10 protein-coding genes and 2 pseudogenes are annotated in these 17583 nt (G+C 40.9%); 7 read left to right on the top strand and 5 right to left on the bottom strand.

The genetic code is table 11. The features are described from left to right. The first annotated feature begins 301 nt into the window (after positions 1-301). From AAEY78_RS07980 to AAEY78_RS07950, 7 genes are all read left to right on the top strand, one after another. A complete protein-coding gene (locus tag AAEY78_RS07980; protein ID WP_352338790.1) occupies positions 302-3058 on the top strand; it encodes a type I restriction-modification system subunit M in 2757 nt (918 codons plus the stop codon). 179 nt (positions 3059-3237) lie between these two features. Continuing rightward, positions 3238-4239, top strand: coding sequence for a virulence RhuM family protein (locus AAEY78_RS07975; protein ID WP_352338788.1), 1002 nt, complete (start codon positions 3238-3240; stop codon positions 4237-4239). Next, on the top strand, positions 4229-5416 hold the full coding sequence (locus AAEY78_RS07970) for a restriction endonuclease subunit S (RefSeq protein WP_352338786.1): 1188 nt from the start codon (positions 4229-4231) through the stop codon (positions 5414-5416). The genes AAEY78_RS07975 and AAEY78_RS07970 overlap by 11 nt, the downstream gene beginning before the upstream one ends. Positions 5417-5438: 22 nt before the next feature. Continuing rightward, on the top strand, positions 5439-8546 hold the full coding sequence (locus tag AAEY78_RS07965) for a type I restriction endonuclease subunit R (protein WP_352338784.1): 3108 nt from the start codon (positions 5439-5441) through the stop codon (positions 8544-8546). Between the two features lie 189 nt (positions 8547-8735). Then, a complete protein-coding gene (locus AAEY78_RS07960; RefSeq protein WP_352338782.1) occupies positions 8736-10016 on the top strand; it encodes a nucleoid-associated protein in 1281 nt (426 codons plus the stop codon). Positions 10017-10024: 8 nt separating this feature from the next. Then, complete coding sequence (locus AAEY78_RS07955) at positions 10025-11302, top strand: hypothetical protein (protein ID WP_352338780.1); 1278 nt, start codon at positions 10025-10027, stop codon at positions 11300-11302. 109 nt (positions 11303-11411) lie between these two features. Continuing rightward, positions 11412-13058 (top strand): RNA/DNA-binding domain-containing protein, encoded by a 1647-nt coding sequence (locus AAEY78_RS07950; protein WP_352338778.1) that lies wholly within the window; start codon positions 11412-11414, stop codon positions 13056-13058. A gap of 86 nt (positions 13059-13144) precedes the next feature. Here the strand turns inward: AAEY78_RS07950 and AAEY78_RS07945 are convergent, their stop codons facing one another. The 5 genes and pseudogenes from AAEY78_RS07945 to AAEY78_RS07925 all read right to left on the bottom strand — a co-directional run bounded on the left by AAEY78_RS07945 (position 13145) and on the right by AAEY78_RS07925 (position 17202). Next, on the bottom strand, positions 13145-13405 hold the full coding sequence (locus tag AAEY78_RS07945) for a helix-turn-helix transcriptional regulator (RefSeq protein WP_352338776.1): 261 nt from the start codon (positions 13403-13405) through the stop codon (positions 13145-13147). A gap of 168 nt (positions 13406-13573) precedes the next feature. Further along, positions 13574-14497: a recombination directionality factor gene (locus AAEY78_RS07940; protein WP_352338774.1), complete on the bottom strand. Its 924-nt coding sequence runs from the start codon at positions 14495-14497 to the stop codon at positions 13574-13576. Between the two features lie 162 nt (positions 14498-14659). After that, positions 14660-15765, bottom strand: a pseudogene (locus tag AAEY78_RS07935) (YqaJ viral recombinase family nuclease). A 113-nt stretch (positions 15766-15878) separates the two neighbouring features. Further along, a pseudogene (locus tag AAEY78_RS07930) lies at positions 15879-16852 on the bottom strand (DUF932 domain-containing protein). A 68-nt stretch (positions 16853-16920) separates the two neighbouring features. Next, on the bottom strand, positions 16921-17202 hold the full coding sequence (locus tag AAEY78_RS07925; protein WP_352338772.1) for a hypothetical protein: 282 nt from the start codon (positions 17200-17202) through the stop codon (positions 16921-16923). Positions 17203-17583: the final 381 nt, after the last annotated feature.

The following is a 17583-nucleotide window of genomic DNA, read 5'->3' as shown; positions in this document are numbered from 1 at the left end:
ATGTATACATTGTGGCTTTTATACTGTCATTAACGACAAAGAAAAAAACTATACATTACAGACCAATAATTCAAAAAACCCATTTTTTGATCCTTAATAAAAAATTTCTATATATTTGACCTAGAATATCTATCAGTAATAGTTCATTATTTTTTACAACTTAATGTTACCAAATGTGCAGCTTATTCTATTATCTGAAATATATCCATAAACAAAAGCAATATCACTTTGCCATCTAGAGTACTAACCGCTACAATCTGACGTCATATTACCTACTCAATGACATAGATTGAATCGCCTTATGAATAAGCAACAGCTCGCTAAAAAAATATGGCAATCTGCCAATAAAATGCGCTCGAAGATTGAAGCGAATGAATATAAAGACTATATCATTGGCTTTGTGTTCTACAAGTTTCTATCAGATAAAGAAGAGCAGTTTTTAAGAGCGAATGATTTTACAGATCAAGACATTGTGGGCTTGAGTGAAGAAGATACTGAGACAGTAGACTTTATCAAAAACGGTATCGGCTACTTTATCGCTTATCCTCACCTGTTTTCAACATGGATAAACAAGGGTAGTGACTTTGATATTTCTAATGTGCGCGATGCCTTGTCAGCGTTTTCACGTAACATTCAGCATAAAAAGGTATTTGAAGGTATCTTTGATACCCTACAAACGGGTCTAAGTAAGCTTGGCGAAAATGCTAAATCTCAGAGCAATGCCGCCAGCAGCTTGATCTATTTAATTAAAGATATCCCAATGGAGGGCAAGCAAGACTACGATGTGCTCGGCTTTATCTATGAGTATTTGTTAGGGATGTTTGCTGCCAATGCAGGCAAAAAAGCGGGTGAGTTTTATACACCGCATGAAGTGTCGCTTCTCATGTCTGAGATTATGGCGTACCACTTAAAAGATCGTGAGAAGATCGAAATTTATGACCCAACCAGTGGCTCAGGCTCACTACTGATCAATATCGGTCAATCTGTAGCTCGTCATATTGACGACAAAAACAACATCAAATACTACGCTCAAGAGCTCAAGCAAAATACTTATAACCTTACTCGTATGAATCTTATCATGCGTGGTGTGTTACCTGCCAATATCGTCACCCGTAATGCCGATACGCTAGAGGATGACTGGCCATACTTTGACGAGACTGATCCTGTGAATAGCTATCAGCCGTTATACGTCGATGCTGTGGTGTCCAACCCGCCTTACTCACAAGAATGGCAACCCAAAAATAAAGAGTCCGATCCGCGTTATGCTCGCTTTGGACTTGCGCCAAAGGGCAAGGCAGATTTTGCTTTTTTATTGCATGATTTATATCATTTAAAGCCTGACGGCATCATGACCATTGTACTGCCACATGGTGTGCTGTTCCGTGGTGGTGATGAAGAGACTATTCGTAAAAACCTGATTGAGCATAATCATATCGATGCCATTATCGGACTGCCTGCCAATATCTTCTTTGGTACAGGCATCCCAACAATCATCATAGTGTTGAAACAAAAACGATCCAATACAGATATATTAATCGTTGATGCCTCAAAAGGCTTTATCAAAGCGGGAAAAGACAATCAGCTACGCGCGTCCGACATCAAGAAAATCACTGATGCGGTCATCAATCGAGAGAATATCGACAAGTATGCGCGTGTTGTCAGTCAAAAAGACATACGCGACCAAAACTATAATCTTAATATACCGCGTTATGTTGACTCATCTGACGATGCGCAAACTTGGGACATATACGCCACGATGCTTGGCGGTATTCCTCAGCATGAAATTGATCATCTGCAACGCTACTGGCAAGCATACCCTAGCTTAAGAGAGACTTTATTTACGCAAATAAAGGATATGCCTTACTGTCAATTGACAACAACGGACATTGAGCAGCGTATTTATCAAAACCAAGATGTTAAGGCATTCTTTGAGCGCTATCGAGCGGCCTTTGCTGGTTTTTCTGACTATCTGTATCAGCAGCTGATTGATCATGCCATCACGCTGAAAATTTCTAGACAAGAGAACCTACTGGCAAATGATATATTTACGCGCTTGCAAGGGTTTGAGTTGATTGATAAATATACTGCTTATCAGTCGCTTGATGATTTATGGCAACCCATCATGATAGATCTTGAGATCATCCAGACCGAAGGCTTTGCTGCTACCAAAAAAGTTGTGCCAAATATAGTGACAAAAAAAGTGAAAGGGAAGGAAGAAGAGGTACAAGAAGGCTGGGTAGGGCACATCTTACCGTTTGATCTGGTGCAAAGACAGCTACTCGCTGATGAATTACAGCAACTGCAAGATAAAGAAAGCCGCTTGAGTGTAGTGGGCGGTGAGCTTGCTGCGCTTATCGATGAGCTGGATGAAGAGCAAAAAGAAAACCTTCTCAATGAGAGCGGTAGCAGCTTTTCGGTCAGTGACGTCAATAAAGCGCTTGATACAACCTATGCAGATATCGAAACCCCTGAGATTACAGCATTAAATGATTACCTAGACTTTTTAGATACCACGCCCAAGCCCAAAAAACCTGCCAAACTTGATTATGTTGCCAATGAGTTAGCAGTTAACTGGGATAACATTGAGGCCAATAAAGGCGGTGATTATGGAGCGTCTAAAGTCAGAGCCTATATTAAGATCTTACAAGCCACTCATGAGTTTGTAGACGATAGCGATGAGGCAACACTGGTGCAGATCGGCGATCTACTAGACGAAGAAAAAACGCTCAAGCTTGAAATTAAACACGACAGCGATGCCTTGCATCAAAAGACCAAAGAGACGATAGAGGCGCTGGACGATACTACCGTGAATGAGTTACTGAACTATAAATGGATCGTACCGCTGTATCAAGCCATGATGCAGCTGGCAGACGATGTGGTTAGTGACTTAACGCGACAAACGCAAGCGCTGGCGGATAAGTACGCGGATACTTATATGGACACCACAAAGCAGCTCGCAGCGGCTGAAGATAATCTAGCAAGTATGCTTGATCAGCTAACAGGTGATACATTTGATATGACAGGCTTGCAGACGTTACAGACGTTACTAAAGCAATAGAGTGTTAAATGCTCATATATAGGTAAAAAACGGTAGAATTTACCCATGTTTTAATAACATAGGTAAAAAACGGTAGAATTTACCTATGTTATTAAAACATGGGTAAATAAAGCGCTTATTTACCCATATCGAATAATATTAAAAAGTAGTATTGCACTTTTTAAACTAAGAGAATAATCATGGACACTAAGTTTTTGCTGTATACCACTGCTAGTGGCAATGTTGACGTCAATGTCTATCTTGAAGATGAAACGCTGTGGCTATCTCAGAAGGAGCTTGCGACGCTGTTCGATGTGACGACGGCTACCATTAACTATCATTTAAAAGGCATTTTTGAAAGTAATGAGTTAGATCAAAATTCAGTTATTAGAAAATTTCTAATAACTGCCCGTGATGGTAAGCAGTACAACACTTTGCACTATAATCTTGATGCCATTATCTCCGTTGGTTATCGAGTCAATTCAGCTCAAGCCACGCAGTTTCGTATTTGGGCGACTCAGATTTTAAAAGAGTTTATAAAAAAAGGCTTTGTGCTCGATGATGAGCGCCTAAAGCAAGGTAAGATGGTTTTTGGTCAAGATTATTTTCGTGAGTTACTAGAACGTGTACGCTCAATTCGTGCCAGCGAGCGTAGAGTATGGCAGCAAGTCACAGATATTTTTAGAGAGTGTAGTATCGATTACGATAAAAACTCACCTATTACTCGTCAGTTCTATGCTCATATACAAAATAAATTTCACTATGCCATCACAGGACAGACAGCTGCTGAAATCGTCTATACCAGTGCTGACAAAACGGCTGAGAATATGGGGCTGACGACATGGAAATCTTGCCCTGAGGGTAGAGTGTTACTAAGCGATACTTTTACGGCAAAGAATTATCTGACAGAAAAACAAATCCGTCAGTTGGAGCGTGCGGTTACCAGTTACTTTGACTATATAGAGAGCCTTATCGAGCGTGGTGATAAAGATCAATTTACGATGGAGAAACTGGCAAATAGCGTCAATCGTTTTTTGAGCTTTAACGAGTATCAAGTGCTTGACGGCTATGGCACAGTGTCAGCCGAACAAGCCAAGGCAAAGGCGCGAGTAGAGTATGCCGAGTTTAATAAAGCTCAAAAAATAGACTCTGATTTTGATAAAGAGATTAAGCAGTTATCGGAGCGCTTAGATGATAAGTAAACAACAAACGCCAAAAATCCGCCTTACAGGTTTTAGTGAGGATTGGGTTGAACAGAAACTAGGTGATGTCCTCAAAATAAAAAGTGGTTTATCACAGAAAGAAATTGAAGTTGCAGATGGTATTTATCCGATTCTGGCTACAGGTGGTGAAATTGGCAGAACTAACACAGCTTTATACAGCAAAGAGAGTGTGTTAATTGGAAGAAAAGGGACGATTGATAAACCTTATTACATGACAACACCTTTTTGGACTGTAGACACTTTATTTTATAGTGAACTTTCAGAGCGTGTTTCAGGGCTATTTATTTTCACACTGTTTCAAAAAATTCAATGGCGAAAACTGGATACTTCTACGGGTGTTCCAAGCCTTACCAGTTCAACCATACACAACATAATTGCAAATTTTCCGACTAAAACTGAACAAACCGCCATCGGCAAACTTTTCCAAAATGTTGATCAAACCATTGCGCTACAACGCCGTAAGCATGAGCAAACGCAAATGCTTAAAAAATCACTGCTTAGTAAAATGTTCCCACAAAAAGGACATAGCCAGCCTGAAATTCGTTTAAATGGTTTTAGTGGGGATTGGGTTGAGAGTAAATTTTTCGATAATATTGAAAGCATTATTGACTTCAGAGGAAGAACACCCAAAAAAATTGGCTTAGAATGGAGTGAAAAAGGATATTTAGCTTTGTCTGCCTTAAATGTCAAAAACGGATACATAGATTTTAATTTAGACAAGCATTTTGGTAACGAAGAGCTATATCAGAAATGGATGGGTGGCAAAGAATTGGTGGTAGGACAAGTCTTGTTTACTACTGAAGCGCCTATGGGTAACGTTGCTCAAGTTCCTGATAATAGAGGATATATTCTAAGTCAAAGAACAATAGCTTTCAATATAAGGAAAGAACTACTAACTGATGACTTTCTTGCAATTCTACTAAGATCTCCTGTCACTTTTAATATGCTCGAATCTATGAGCAGTGGTGGTACAGCGAAAGGAGTGAGTCAAAAGTCTTTAACAAATTTACAGGTAGTAACGCCTCAACAATTAGAAGAACAGACCGCCATTGGTCAATTCTTTAAACGACTTGACGATACGATTAGCATTCAAGCCAAGCAGCTCAAAACCTTAGACAATCTTAAACAAGCCTTATTGGCAAAAATGTTTGTATAACCTCACCCATTAAGGCTTGCCCATGACCTTTGCATCTGAAGATAAATTTGAAGAAGCGCTTATCTATGCTCTAAAACAAAACCGCTGGGAAGATCAAGTTATTGATAGCCCAACTGAGCAAGACCTGATCGATAACTGGGCGTGTATCTTATTTGAGAATAATCGCGGTATCGATCGTCTCAATAACGTACCGTTGACTGATAGCGAGATGCAGCAGCTCATTGAGCAGATTAACACCCTAAAGACCCCTTTGAAGCTTAACGGTTTTATCAATGGTAAGACTGTTTCAATTACTCGTGATAACCCAGATGATACCTTGCACCTTGGTAAAGAGATCAGCCTAAAGATATATGATCGTCATGAGATTGCTGCAGGGCAGAGCCGCTATCAGATCGTCAAACAGCCCCAGTTCCCAACCAAATCGCCTGTGTTTCGTGACCGCCGTGGCGATCTCATGCTACTTATCAACGGCATGCCCGTCTTTCATATTGAGCTTAAGCGTAGCGGTGTGCCTGTCAGTCAAGCGTGTCTTCAAATCGAAAAATACGCTGAAGCAGGTATCTTTACTGGACTGTTTGCATTGGTGCAGATATTTGTCGCTATGAACCCTAAAGATACGATCTACTTTGCCAATCCTGATGGCAACTTTAATGATGATTATTATTTTAGTTGTGCCGATTTTAACAATGAACCGTACACCAGCTACAAGAATATCGCTGAGACCTTGCTATCTATTCCTATGGCGCATCAGATGATCGGCTTTTATACCGTAGCGGACAAGGCAGATGGCGTATTAAAAGTAATGCGTAGCTATCAATATAATGCTGCTAGTGCTATCTCTGACAAGGTATCTACTACCAAATGGGAAGATGCTAATACTCAGCTTGGTGGCTATATCTGGCATACCACAGGCTCAGGCAAGACCATGACCAGCTTTAAATCAGCACAGCTGATCGCTAGCTCACAAGACGCGGACAAAGTTATTTTCTTGATGGATCGTATTGAGCTTGGTACGCAGTCATTCATTCAGTATCAAAGCTTTGCTGATGACATTGATGACGTAAAAGACACGGATGATACCTATGCGCTGATTAGCAAAATAAAAAGTAGCGACCCAAAAGATACCTTAATAGTCACTTCAATCCAAAAGATGAGTAATATCGAAGCAGACAGCAACGGTATGAACACTCATGACCTGAGTGTCATGCAGGACAAGCGCTTGGTATTTATCGTTGATGAAGCGCATCGCTCAACCTTTGGTGATATGCTCAAAATCATAAAGCAAACTTTCCCGAATGCGATACTCTTTGGTTTTACAGGTACGCCTATTCATGACGAAAACCAGCGCAAAATGAACACCACCGCTGATATTTTCGGGGATGAATTACATCGTTATAGCATCGCTGATGGTATCCGTGACAAGAACGTCTTAGGTTTTGATCTGTATCGTGTAGCAACCTTTAAGGATAAAGAAGTCCGTCAAGCTGTCGCTTTGCAGCAAGCAAAAGCTAGCACAGAGACAGAAGCCTTGGCAGATGAAAAAAAGCGCAAAAAGTATTATGAGTTTATGAATAATGTTGCCATGGCGGGGCATAAGCAAGCTGATGGTGCATATATAAAAGGTATTGAGGATTATTTGCCAAAAGAGCAATATTTAACGGATGAGCACCAAAACATGGTAGTTGAAGATATTCTAGATAACTTCCCAACACTTAGTCGAGGCGGTAAGTTTCATGCCATATTTGCCACCAGTAGCATTGTTGAAGCCATTACTTATTACCGCCTATTAAAAGCACAAATCCAAGCACAAGGTTTAGATCTAAAAGTCAGCGCCTTGTTTGATGCCAATGAAGGCAACGAGTCAACCTCGATATTCAAAGAAAAAGGCATGGTAGAGATTATTACTGACTATAACAGCCAATTTGATAAAGACTTTAAGATAGCTAGCCATAGCAAGTTTAAAAAAGACCTTGCAAATCGTTTGTCACATAAAGAGCCGTATCGGTTTATCGAGCGTACGCCAGATCAGCAGCTGGACATACTGATTGTCGTTGAGCAGATGCTAACAGGGTTTGATTCTAAGTGGGTTAATACCTTATATATTGATAAGCTCATACGCTACGAGAATATCATTCAAGCGTTCTCGCGCACTAATCGCTTATTTGGTCATGAAAAACCATTTGGTACGATTCGCTACTATCGCAAGCCTTATACCATGGAGCGTAATATTGATGCGGCTATTAAGCTTTATTCTGGCGACAAGCCTATTGGGCTGTTTGTCGGAAAACTTGAAAGCAATCTGGCTAAGATGAATAGTGTCTTTGCTGAGATACAAGCAGTATTTAATGCAGCAGGAATAGCAAACTTTGAGACGCTGCCCAGTACCGAGGCAAGCCAAGCCAAGTTTGCTAAGCTGTTTAAACAGCTAAACGGCCATCTAGAAGCAGCAGAGATTCAGGGCTTTACTTGGGATAAGCTGAGCTATGACTTTGAGGATACCAGTATCACGCTGAGCTTCGATGAACAAACTTATCTAATCTTAGCTATGCGTTATAAAGAGCTGTTTCAAGGTGGTTCATCGGGCAGCTCAGGTGATGTACCTTTTGATATCTCAGGGCATCTAACTCAGATCAACACTGATAGAATCGATACGGAGTATCTAAATGAGCGCTTTGATAAATATATCGAATCGCTCGAATTAGGCGATGCAGAGCAAGCGCTAATTGAGTTACACAAAACTTTTCCGACGCTAAGTGTTGATGAGCAAAAATACGCTAATATATTCTTGCGTGATGTGCAGCGAGGTAAGATAAAGGTTGAAGCTGGCACTACCTTTAAAGACTATATTATTAAATATCAGGTACAGGCTCAGCATGACAGTATCAAACAGTTTTCAGATCATTTAGGACTGGAAGAATCGAAGCTAAGGACGCTTTTAGACAGCGCTGTAGCTGAGGCCAATATTAACGAGTTTGGACGCTTTGATGAGCTAAAAAACACCGTTGATAAAGACAAAGCTAAAGCCTACTTTGAAACACTTGAAGGCAGCAGCATTCCTATGTTTAAAGTCAACATGAAAGTCGATTCTGCATTGAGAGCGTTTGTTTTGAGTGAGGGTCAACCTGAGTAGAGGGTTTTTATATCCTTAAAATGGTCTTAATGCAAAACTATATTGACCTTTGAGTTCCGCTAATGATGAGTAGTCAGGTGGTATTTGAATTTTTTGAATGAAGATTGTTTTAGTTATGAATAGCGTTGGCTCTACATAGAGCATGCATTACATTTTTTAAAAATAATATCTGAATCAATTGAGGTATAAATGAGCCAACCTAAGGCTGTAGTCCAAGCAAGTATAATCCATCAAATCATTAAAGAAGCTCATCAGAACTCTGTAAAACCTCCATTGATTAGGCAGAAGCTTCATGCTGATACTGTACAAGTGTACAAGTTAATTGAATTTTTTGATGAGCAGTTAGAAAAAAATGGACTAGCCCATTCGCATGTTGAGACTTTTGATAGCCCTGATACTTTAGGAGAAGTACTATCTGATTATCTATGTATCGTAAATCTGAAGCATTCAAACTTTACAAAACCTACTAATGCAATTTTTCCTAATATACTTGCTTGGGAATTATTAGCATCTGTACCATCTGTACCATCTGTACCATCTGTACCATCTGTACCATCTGAACCTGATGAAGATGAATCAATATTAAGGCAAGAGTCGTCAGAACAAACAAGGTATAGACGTATCACTAGTCATCTTACAAAGGCCTTGCATCATCATGTGTATGCAGAACCTATGACTACTGGTGATCATCTACCGATGATTTTTTATACACTAGATGGTGTTGAATATCTTGATATTGCTCTATTAAGTTTGACAGACGCAATTACTATAAACGAAGAAACAGGGGAGATCATAGATACCAATCATATTGACGCTTCCAACTTAAAGATTGCTTGTCGGATCAATATCACAAAATTTCAAGAGCACAAATACAAAAATTCAGATAGTACCTATCAAGCTGAGAATTACATACAGTGGATTCAAAAAGGAACTAGCAGTAAGATTCCTGAATACATTCAAGATTTTTTACCGATACGAATTAGGCTCGATGACACAGTAGCAACGACTAAACTAATGAAAAGCTTGATTAACTATCTTAAGCAAAGTTCATTTAGCGAGAAAGCAAAAAAGGAAGTTCAGAGTGAGATTCTTACTATACTAAGTCATAAGGCCAAGCATAAAAACAGTGTTAATATTGTCGACGAAATAGACCCAATAATAGCTACTAAAAGCAAAGTGTCTAATCTGACTATAGAAGTTAAAGATAGTTTCAAGGTTTTTAGAGAGAATAATGGTTATGCAGCATCTGATGAAAATAACAGTAATGTTTTTGCTCCAGCAGTAGATCCACTCAAAAATTATGAAACGTTTTCGTTTCATCTTGGTGAAGAAGAAGTTATTAGAGTTAGCGGTAGTCGTAGTTTACTTGGTGAAGAAATCAAGCTTAAAGAAAACGATAATGGTGAAGCAGTTATTGAAATAACAGTTAGCTCAGAGAATTTACCAGCAATTAGAAAAATATTTAAATAGAGGTTCAAATGAACCAACTACGTGAGAAAGTCCTAACGTTAGTGAAACGAAGTCAGAACGTTAAGTTCTCTGGCAAGCGTATCACTGGTAGTTTTACATTTGAAAAACAGGAAGATATCGCGCTCATTCAAAAATTTGAAGCTGGACATTTTGTGAGTATTGCAAAGTTCACCACTAATGATGATTGCTATGAGGTAGATCAAAGTATAAGTTACACTTTAACTATTATTAATACTGGCGATCAATATGCTTCATATGAAAGCTATATCGAACATGCTCTTGAAGATGAGAGTCATGACACTAGCCCTGATGAGATAATTGTCTATGAAGATAAATATGACTTTAAAGACAGTAGTGATAATACTTTACTACCTACCTTAGAGTTGATTTTTAAATTTATTAACTGCTTGAAAAAGCAATATTATTGTAAAGACAAACAAATTGTTATTTTTGCGCAGACTCACTGTGAAATTCCAACAAGGCCTAGAGATGCTAATCGTTACTTAGATACCGCTAAGCTTTATTTAAGCTCAGTAAATACGTCTAAACCTAGCAGCTCAGAATCTGGCAATCTGTGTACTATAATTGAAAAATTTACTAGCTGGTTAAACGCAGATATTAATAACGATGATGATGAAGTTAAAAAGTCACTTCTAGTTCACGAAACTGAAAGAAATACTATTGTTGCAAGTATAATTCTTGATAGTCTAGTCGGTGTGGAGAAAAAGGATCGGATATTCTCATTACTCCAAAATTTAGAAAGTACGTATCAGTCTGTACTTTCTAAATATGCTCTTTACCTAGATGATTTTAAATTTTCGAAGTTTAATGACAAAATCACTGAGCATTCTGAAAAGTTTCTTGAAAAAGCCAACGATATAATCACAAACCTACAAACTCAGATTTTAGCTATACCTGTAACCATTGCACTTATTTCAATGGCAAAATTTAGTGCAAAAATTAATAGCCTTGTAATTGGCTCATTTCTCGTGTACTCCGTTATGGTGTTTTACTCAACGCTTCAACAGGGATACAATCTCTGGCACCTGAGATGTCAAATTAATAGGTTTGTAGCAGAGAATAAGATACCTGATGCACTGATCAATAAATGGAAGGCTGAAATTACTCCTGTTAATGTCAAAATAATTACCCATGCTGTATATTTGTGCTTAGTATTCATTCTCATTATTTTTGTGACTGTGAACTGCTTGGATTATTTTTACAACTGGAAGATGATCACACCATTAGAGCAGTTACTATCAAGCCCTAATCCTCCGTCAAAATAAAATAATTAATAGTGTTTAATTTGCTAGAAAATTAAATATATCAATATAGACCGTCAGAGCTTAATGGTATATTGATTGTCACTTTTATTAACTGATTACATTTCTCACTATGCCGAACCACTACCAAAGCCTTGTCCTCAGCCTAACTCAGCAGCCAGCCGAACAAGAATGGCTTGAGTTTAAACATAATTTCCACAGCTCTGATGAGATTGGTAAGCGTATATCTGCGCTTGCCAATAGCGCTTGCTTGGCTGGCAAGAAGTTTGGCTACTTGGTGTTTGGGATAGAGGACGGTACGCATCACATTGTGGGTACAAGCTTTAGCCCGAAAACAAAAAAGGCTAAAGGCAACGAAGACTTAGAGCATTGGCTGGTTAGCCGTTTAAGCCCTAAGATTCATTTCACCATTCATGAGCTACAAATTGATGGTAAAGCGGTAGTACTGTTCGAGATTCCTGCAGCCACCGATACACCCATTAGCTTTCTGCATGAGCCCTATATTCGTATCGGTAGCCTGACTAAACTACTTAAGCACTATCCCGATCAAAGCCGTAAGCTGTGGCAAAATCGAGCAGCTGATTGGAGTGCCGAGATTTGCCATGAGGCAACACTTGAAGACCTTGATCCTCACGCCATTGCTATTGCCAGACAAGTCTTTGCTGATAAAAACAAACGTTTGGCTGAAGACATTGAAGAATGGGATGACATTACCTTCTTGAATAAAGCCAAAATTATCATTCGTGGTCAGATCACCAACACAGCGATTATTTTATTGGGACGTTATGAATCCACGTATTTTTTAAGCCCAGCGCAAGCACATATCACTTGGATTCTAAAGGGCGTTGATGGCATTGAAAAAGACTATCAACATTTTGAACCGCCATTTTTGTTAGCCTTGGATGAGGTGTATAACAAAATCCGCAATCTAAATTATCGTTATATGACATCAGGTACGCTGTTTCCTGAAGAAGTGCAGCAGTACGATCCTTATATCATCCGTGAAGCATTAAGTAATGCCATTGGTCATCAAGACTATCGTTTAGGTGGACGTATTACGGTAGTTGAAAAAGAGGACTCAACGCTCATTTTCCAAAACAGCGGCGAGTTTATCCCTAAGACTATTGAGAATGTCTTGCTGCAAAATGCGCCTGAAACGAGTTACCGCAATCCGTTTTTAGTCAATGCCATGGTCAATCTGAATATGATGGATACAATTGGTAGTGGCATCAAAAAAATGTATCAGATTCAGTATAAACGTTTTTTCCCTTTGCCAGACTATGACTTAACCCATGAAAGGGTATGCGTAAAATTCACAGGTAAAGTGCTTGATCAAGAGTATGCTAAGCAGCTAGCGACATTTGATAATCTCGCATTACACGATATTATTGCGCTCGACAAAGTACAAAAAGGACAAGCGATCACTGAGGATGAAGCTGAGGCACTACGCAAAAAGTCACTGATTGAAGGACGTAAAAACAGCTATATCATTGCCGCTGATATTGCTCGGCATACTGAGCAGCAGGCGGAGTATATGCAAATGCGTGGTTTGGATGATGCTTATTATGAAACTGCTGTTTTAGAATTTCTGAAACAATTTGGTCAAGCTCAACGTTCAGATTTCAACAAGTTTCTATCTAACAAGCTTCCTGATGTCCTAACTGATGAACAAAAATTTCACAAAATAAAAAATTTACTCCAAAAAATGAAGAGAAAAAAGCTCATCTATTTTGAAGGTAATGTTTGGAAGTTGGTCTAGATTTAGACGAACTTAGACGAACTTAGACGAACTTAGACGAACAAAAAAAATAAGCTACACTACGTGGCTTATTTATTCGTTATTGTTTAGTGAAACCGCGCGGCTATCTTTCCCTCAATCCATTGAGCGACTTCGCTCTCAACCCATGCTACACGTCCCTTTGATAGCTTGACTTGAATGGGGAAGGTAGGGTCATAACGATTTGATCTTTTATCAAGCATATCGTAAATTGTTGTGCTGCTAAGCCCCGTATAGTGTACGACTTGCTTAAGTGGTAACATGCGCGGTATTTGTAAAGCGCTATGAGCTGATACGTTTTGTTGAGTGCCTGTGTTTAACTGTTCCATGATTAGCTCCTTGTGTGTGATTGAGAGCATTTCCTCTCATACAGTTAGGGAGTCCCATATTTTTTTACCCCATCCTATTCAGTCCGAACTGATTTCCGTTAGTTAGCCCATAAAAAATGAGCGAATTCAATCTGCTCCTTCTTATGTTGCCTATCAGCCTTAATAGGTTTAACTAACAGCTGTCACACTTTGCCGTAACCCCTGCGCAATACTGCGCACATCATGAATCGTTTGTGACCCATTCTGAGTACCAAGCTTCTTGCCGTTGCTGTTACTGTGGTCTTGATTCATTTCCATTGGATAAAACTCCTCAACCACATCCGCCATGTCATCCGTATCAACCTCAAAGCAGGAATTCACATAACCCTGTTTGGCTGCCACCTCTAACGCTGCTTGATCAAAGCCGTGTGCGCTCAGCTCACGATCAATCGCTTGTGCATTCTGCACCGCATCTTTTAGAGTCACACCTTCTCGTAGCGTTAGATCGACAAAGTAAATCGGCGTGCGATAACTTTGCGTCGTGCTTTTACCTCTCAAAGTCAATTGCAATGGTAAACACGACAGCTTATTGCCTGATACCGCAGCAAAGTAACTGAGCCGTGCTGCTAGGGTGCGAATGCTATTAAAGCCGGTGGTACGAAAGATAAAGGTGCCCAGCTCATCGTCTTCACTGAGGTTCACATACAGTCTGCCATACGGCTTACAAGCACCGCCTTGCGCCAGTGGGCAGCGATCCGGTGATGGGCAGGGCAACTGCTCAACGCCTTTGTTGGTACGACGCTGACAGTGCTCCCCGTCGCCCACGCACAGTGGCCGTCCGGTTTGTCGATCAAATAAAGTATATTCCGCACGTAGATTTAATTCAGGATCGTTGAACAACAGTCGTACGGGTATATGCCTGAGCTTGCCATTGTTATTTTCACGAAGCTTTTCATCTAAGGGATGATTGACCCAGCCGTCTTTATTCTGCACTTGGCTGGTGATGGTGAATTGATCGTCTTTAGCTGGCAGACGCTTGCCGTCTTTTTGAATGACACGACCAATGCTGATACGACCCAATACGGGCGGGGTGATGGTGAGACCTTTAATCATGATGCTATTCCTTATCGGTTTAATTGGATTGAATAAATGACGATTAGCCATAAAAAAAGCCCACCGGTTAAGGTGGGCGGTTATGCGCTTGTTTTGTTTACTGGTTTTATTGACTAGAGTGATTGGTTGAGGATTGAATGGGTTAAGTAAATAGTCGCTCACTTAGTGGTCATTTAGAATCACAAAGCGCCGACTGCCTTCCCTTGTCTTACTAAACTGCTCAAGCAACTCAGGATGCGCTTTTAGCAGGGCTTTGCTATCAAGACTGACACTGTCTTTGCTGCGCTTCCAGGATATTGCACCGGTATCAAAGACGGCTACTTCATTGTCTTTAATCAGACTTTGCAGTTGATGCTTGATCTGGTCATGGCGCTCTTCTAATTCCTTCATATCGTCACGGTAGCTCAGTAATTGCGCAAACAACTTGTTTGCCCCGTCATCCTCGGTTAAATCAATCTTGCTTGCGGCTTTAGGTTTCGGATACAGCTGCTGTAATGCCCGTGCTGCCGATTCACTATGATCAGGGGTTGGTGGGGTGTCGGTCTCAACGTACTGCCAGAACAGCCGCTCATGCCACAGAATGCTATTAATCAGCTGCTCGTCGCGCTCAACCTTATAAATATTCGCTTCATGGCCACACAGCAACACACAGATATGGGCGGCTTGCTTACCGGTCACGGCCAATTGATGTTGCACTTGGCAGGTGACATACAACGGCACACCATGCTTCCACAGTTTCGCCCATGCTCCCCTGCGGTTTTACATTCTAATATCTGTACCTCGTCACTCCCTACAATCGCATAATCCAAATTGGCCAGCATAAAGTGCTGCTCAGGATCAGGATGCTGCAAGATGGCATTAACACGACGGACTTTATTACCAGTGTGCTGTTGATAGTACTTGGCTACCATTGGCTCTAAGGTGTTGCCCCAGTACAACTGAGAATACCCTTCAATGCTCTCATCGATGTTCGAGTTCATGCGTCCGGTCTTAATCATCCACAGCTCAAGCATCGATAGATAAGGATGGATACCGCAAGCGGCAGCGGCATCACTGCTGCCAATACCTTGCTGACGTACCTCAAGCCATTTTTCATGGCTGAGCTGCTTGGTATTGATCAGACGCTTAGCGGTGGTAGATTGAGTAGCAGACGGTTTAACCGTTTTATAAATGGCCGTAGACTTAGTGACAACAGGCGTTTTAACCTTCACGGTTGCACGCTTGGTTTGTCTGAGCTGCGCGATATGGTTTAAAGCAATTGGGTTCATGATAAAGTCCTTAATAAATGGGGGTTAGATTTGTTATTGATATCGTTAAATGAAATAAACGGCATAAAAAAACCACGCTCAAAGGCGTGGTTTTGTTTGAGTAGATAAGACAGTTAAGCCAGCATCAGCAACGACTCTTCTAAGCCCTTTTGCTTGAGCTTAGCGCCAGCGCCAAACCAGGCTGAGTTTAGGCGGTTGTCGTTATTCATGGCTCGACGTTCATGATCGACATATTCTGTAATACTACACAGCAGACCGTAAACCGTATCACGGGCTGCATCTAAGTCAGCACCGCGACCTTGACCGTTAAACATACTCATGACCTGATTCATTGCTTTGGCATTGGGTACGGCTTCTTTCTCTTTCTTCGCACTGTTAAACAGGATCAGGTTGTTGTCCTGATCGTTAAATACCCGACTGAGATAGTTGGCTGCTTCTGCTTGAGTGACACGACGCTCGGATAATTGCTTCATCTCGTATGAGTGCTCATCCCATTGCTTCACCGATACCCCCAATTGCTGTTTCACCTTGTCGGCATCAAACTGAGTGGAGTGCGGTACTTTCACCACCCCGCCACTGCCATTAGCCAAGCTAATAGCTAGGGTGTTATTACACACCACACGAATAGAAGTAAACTGTGCGGTGGTCGCCAGCGTGCCATCACAGGCCGTTGCCAGTAACAGATAGCCGTTACTGACATCGCGACCCTTGTACGGGCCAATGCCCACAGCTTACGACCGCCTTTTAACACCCCAGCAGTCTCTAATTCAAAGTCGGATTGTTCGGTAAGATCACGATAGAATTCTAAAATCTCACGCGGTTGCACTTCTTGATAGCGTTGACTAACTACGGATAGCGGCTCCAAGTTATCACTGCGGTACAAGACCTTCTGCTCAGCAAAGGGCAGAATCAAGTTATGCCCCTTGTCATTGTTCGCCATATAACTGACATCAGACGATTCAATACGCCAATCAAGCCCCGCTTGCTTAGCCCAAACTTCTAACGGCTGCTTGGGTGACAGCTCATTGCCTAAGTCATGCCAAGGGGTGTCGCCAACGTAGGCCATACTTTCGACTAAATGTGCCATGATGATTTTCCTTTTATAGTGTTGATTGCGTTAAATACGTTGATAAATAAAGTGAGTTAAGTAGTGAACTAATTGAAATCGGTAAAAACGTGATCGCAGTGGCTACAGCGATACTTTCTGTTGACCCGCATCGGCAACGCATTCGTGGGTTGCCTCATCTCGATAACGACCGCTAAGGCAATGCCTGCTACCGCGCCAATAGCCGGATGTAACTTTAAGCTCTTACATAAACTGACGCCAAGACTGACCAGCATGGCAGGAGACAGTAAACTTACTGTGTGATGATGACTGGTATCGTCACTCACCTCATAGACAGCAGAGGCGTGACAATAAGGACAAAGGGGTTTCATAAGGGCTCCTATTTATTTTGGGCATAAAAAAGGCCTGCACGAGGCAGACCTGACTATGTTGGATATAGCATGGTGGTAATAGCAAAGGCGCTATCTCATGACTGTAATATAGGTTTGAGATTATTTTGCTATGGGTGGTAAGCCACGACGCTTAGAGTTTCGGAACTGCCCTCGATCAAAGGTACGCATGTTAGGTAGCTTTGCCTTCAGTCGTTGTTCATACTTATCTGTTTTGGTGGTTAAGTAAATCGATGTTCTAATAGCATTTTGGACTTCATGCTCGTTATTACGATGAATCATGCCCACTGAACCGCCCCGACTTTATCGGAGAGTGATTTACTTGAGTCAGGCAGCAATACCTGACAGGATTAAACTATCATA

It is taken from the genome of Psychrobacter sp. 16-MNA-CIBAN-0192 (assembly GCF_040309565.1).
GTDB lineage: Bacteria > Pseudomonadota > Gammaproteobacteria > Pseudomonadales > Moraxellaceae > Psychrobacter.
This window is presented reverse-complemented; position numbering and strand designations above follow the sequence as displayed.

Coding starts and splice junctions, on each gene's coding strand:
- AAEY78_RS07955 (WP_352338780.1), top strand. CDS start 10,025: ATGAACCAACTACGTGAGAAAGTCCTAACGTTAGTGAAACGAAGTCAG.
- AAEY78_RS07975 (WP_352338788.1), top strand. CDS start 3,238: ATGGACACTAAGTTTTTGCTGTATACCACTGCTAGTGGCAATGTTGAC.
- AAEY78_RS07940 (WP_352338774.1), bottom strand. CDS start 14,497: ATGATTAAAGGTCTCACCATCACCCCGCCCGTATTGGGTCGTATCAGC.
- AAEY78_RS07970 (WP_352338786.1), top strand. CDS start 4,229: ATGATAAGTAAACAACAAACGCCAAAAATCCGCCTTACAGGTTTTAGT.
- AAEY78_RS07950 (WP_352338778.1), top strand. CDS start 11,412: ATGCCGAACCACTACCAAAGCCTTGTCCTCAGCCTAACTCAGCAGCCA.
- AAEY78_RS07960 (WP_352338782.1), top strand. CDS start 8,736: ATGAGCCAACCTAAGGCTGTAGTCCAAGCAAGTATAATCCATCAAATC.
- AAEY78_RS07925 (WP_352338772.1), bottom strand. CDS start 17,202: ATGAAACCCCTTTGTCCTTATTGTCACGCCTCTGCTGTCTATGAGGTG.
- AAEY78_RS07945 (WP_352338776.1), bottom strand. CDS start 13,405: ATGGAACAGTTAAACACAGGCACTCAACAAAACGTATCAGCTCATAGC.
- AAEY78_RS07965 (WP_352338784.1), top strand. CDS start 5,439: ATGACCTTTGCATCTGAAGATAAATTTGAAGAAGCGCTTATCTATGCT.
- AAEY78_RS07980 (WP_352338790.1), top strand. CDS start 302: ATGAATAAGCAACAGCTCGCTAAAAAAATATGGCAATCTGCCAATAAA.